We start from the raw sequence: 2,420 nt of genomic DNA, 5'->3' as shown, positions 1-2,420 counted from the left end.
GAAATACGCGAAACGGGGTTGTTCTATCTTTAAATTTAATTACGCAACAAAGCCGCCTTCCTCTTGTGAGTTCGTATGTATAATGATATCGACTCTACTTGACTAATCTATGGGATTGCATCGGTGTACTATTGGAGAGAGGCAGTTGTAACTAAGTTGATATTATTTAATGAAATGATGGAGTGCCATGTTGTATTTTGATTTTATTATATAATTTTCAATTAAAATTTCTTCTACTAATGCTTCTAATATAGATGATTCTTTTAGTTTAAGAGCACCTAATGATACCAGGATTAACAACCCTATAAATATATTTTGTTTTTTTATGGTTTTCATTATTGATTGTTATTTATATAATTGGAATTAGGTTAATATATAAGAGGCTAATGCCCCTTATATATTTCCGGAGTCTAGCGGTTTTCTAACGCAACTTTCACTGCTCGTTCTAAACTAGGGATAGTTGTAAGTTCAGGTACTCTTTGGGTATAAATGACTTGGTTATTCATACCCACTACAATAATACTTCGACTAAGTAAGCCTAACTGCTTAATTTGAGTTCCTGTATTGAGGCCAAACTTATGTTCCGAAGAGTCAGAAAGATATGTCGCTCCGTCAAGAGAATGCTCTCTAATGAACCGCTGTTGAGTAAAAGGAGTATCCGCACTGACTGCATAAAATTCAATGTCTTGAAGTTTGTGATGGTTGCTTTCTATGTATTGAGAAAGCTCAATAGCTTGTTGAACACAAACAGGTGTATCAACAGATGTCAATATGCTATAAATTTTGATCGATTTACTTTGCGCACTAGTATCATAGCTTTCTAAATCTGAAGTCAACATCTTAGCCGAAGGCAATAAATCGCCTACTTCTAATGGTGTACCAATCAGATCAAACTTTGTGGTGTTATCAAGTGTGACGACTTGTGTCTCTCCAAATCCAGCATCGTCTTCAGTAGTTTCAAACTTTGCGAAGGCGTTTATTGAATAAAGGGTGGCAGCAACAATAAGTAGTTTACGCATGATTATGATAAAACCGCTAGCGCAGATTCATAGTTTGGTTCAGTAGTAATTTCAGAAACCAATTCGCTATGTTTGACTATACCATCTTGACCGATAACGATAACAGCTCTCGCAGCTAATCCTTCAAGCGCACCTTCATTTAAGTTTACACCGTAGTTTTCAGTGAATGATGACTCTCTGAAGAAAGAAGCGGTTGTTACATTATCAATGCCTTCTGCACCACAAAAACGATTCATAGCAAAGGGTAGATCAGCAGAAACACATAATACGATTGTATTGTTTAAATTAGCGGCTTTCTCGTTAAATGTACGAACGCTTGCAGCACAAACTGGGGTGTCAATGCTAGGGAAAATATTTAATAAGACATTTTTCCCTTTTAGGCTTTCTAAGGTTAGGCTATTTAATTCTTTGTCGCAGAGAGTAAAACTTGGTGCTACTTGATTAGGTTTAGGAAATAGACCTGAGATTGAAACGGGGTTACCTTGAAAAGTTATAGACATGTTAATACCTTTTTATTGTTTATTTTTTGGTTAGAAATTATTGAGCGGCGAGATAGTAATTTGATATTTATAAATAACAAATCCGATGTGTTGTATTCTATTTGTTATTATTTAAGATTCTAATAAATAAGATGTTAAGTCCTAAATGCCCATTGTTTTGGTCCGATTTGAATGGCTTGGTTGGTGTATGATTTAATTTTTTCTGTGGAGTTTCTGAAGAGTGTTCGTATTTAGGTGTGTTTTCGAAAATTAAATATTATTCATAGGGAAAGAACGTGATTTTTTACGTTGTTTTTTGATTCTTTAACGATGAGCGAGCTGTATTCAGGAATTAGTATTCATTCCTAAACAAAGAACCCCCAGTCATGCTGTTTTAGTTGGTCAACTTTCAAAGACAGCGTGACTTCTTACATTTACAATGAAATTAGACCATAGATTAAATTCATTATCATATTTTCTAACTATCCTATAACCACGATTTTGCAGTCACGCTCGCTAGTCCTATTGTATATAATTTTGAAAATAAAGACAAAACTGACAATCGAAACACAGGGGAATGAAAAAAACATTTGCATTTTTACTCGATATTTCGACTCAGACCTTAGCGAAGGCCTTCCTGCCAATGATTATGAATGGAAGGCTTTGTTGCGTAATTCATTGGAACTAAACCTAAAACCTACGATCTGATCAGCTACATTCACTCCCTCTCGTAGCCCTATGCCTAAACCTCGTTATAAAACAACCAACTGGAAGCAATACAATCAATCACTCATTAACCGTGGCTCTCTGACCTTTTGGATTGACGAAGAGGCGATAAGCGGCTGGGCGCAAAGCAAACAGAATAATCGCGGGAGGCCGCGTCGGTTCAGTGATTTAGCTATCACGACAGCACTCATGGTGA

Annotated in this window: 3 protein-coding genes; 1 reads left to right on the top strand and 2 read right to left on the bottom strand. The window is 36.0% G+C overall.

Features of this window, described 5'->3' with window-relative positions:
• Window positions 1–410: 410 nt before the first annotated feature.
• Together ACED53_RS23245 and tpx are read right to left on the bottom strand one after the other, a co-directional pair.
• On the bottom strand, window positions 411–1,019 hold the full coding sequence (locus ACED53_RS23245) for a redoxin family protein (RefSeq protein ID WP_017098654.1): 609 nt from the start codon (window positions 1,017–1,019) through the stop codon (window positions 411–413).
• Between the two features lie 2 nt (window positions 1,020–1,021).
• Entirely contained in the window at window positions 1,022–1,519 is a 498-nt protein-coding gene (gene tpx / locus ACED53_RS23240; protein ID WP_017100137.1) for a thiol peroxidase, read from the bottom strand.
• Between the two features lie 717 nt (window positions 1,520–2,236).
• On the opposite strand from tpx, the gene ACED53_RS23235 reads away from it, so the two are divergent.
• The coding region (locus tag ACED53_RS23235) for a transposase (RefSeq protein WP_371715323.1) at window positions 2,237–2,420 on the top strand (184 nt) is incomplete at its 3' end.

The organism is Vibrio sp. 1F169, from assembly GCF_041439605.1.
GTDB classification, from domain to species: domain Bacteria; phylum Pseudomonadota; class Gammaproteobacteria; order Enterobacterales; family Vibrionaceae; genus Vibrio; species Vibrio tasmaniensis_A.
Note: the sequence above shows the minus strand (reverse complement) of the source record. Positions and strands in the feature narration are given on the sequence as shown.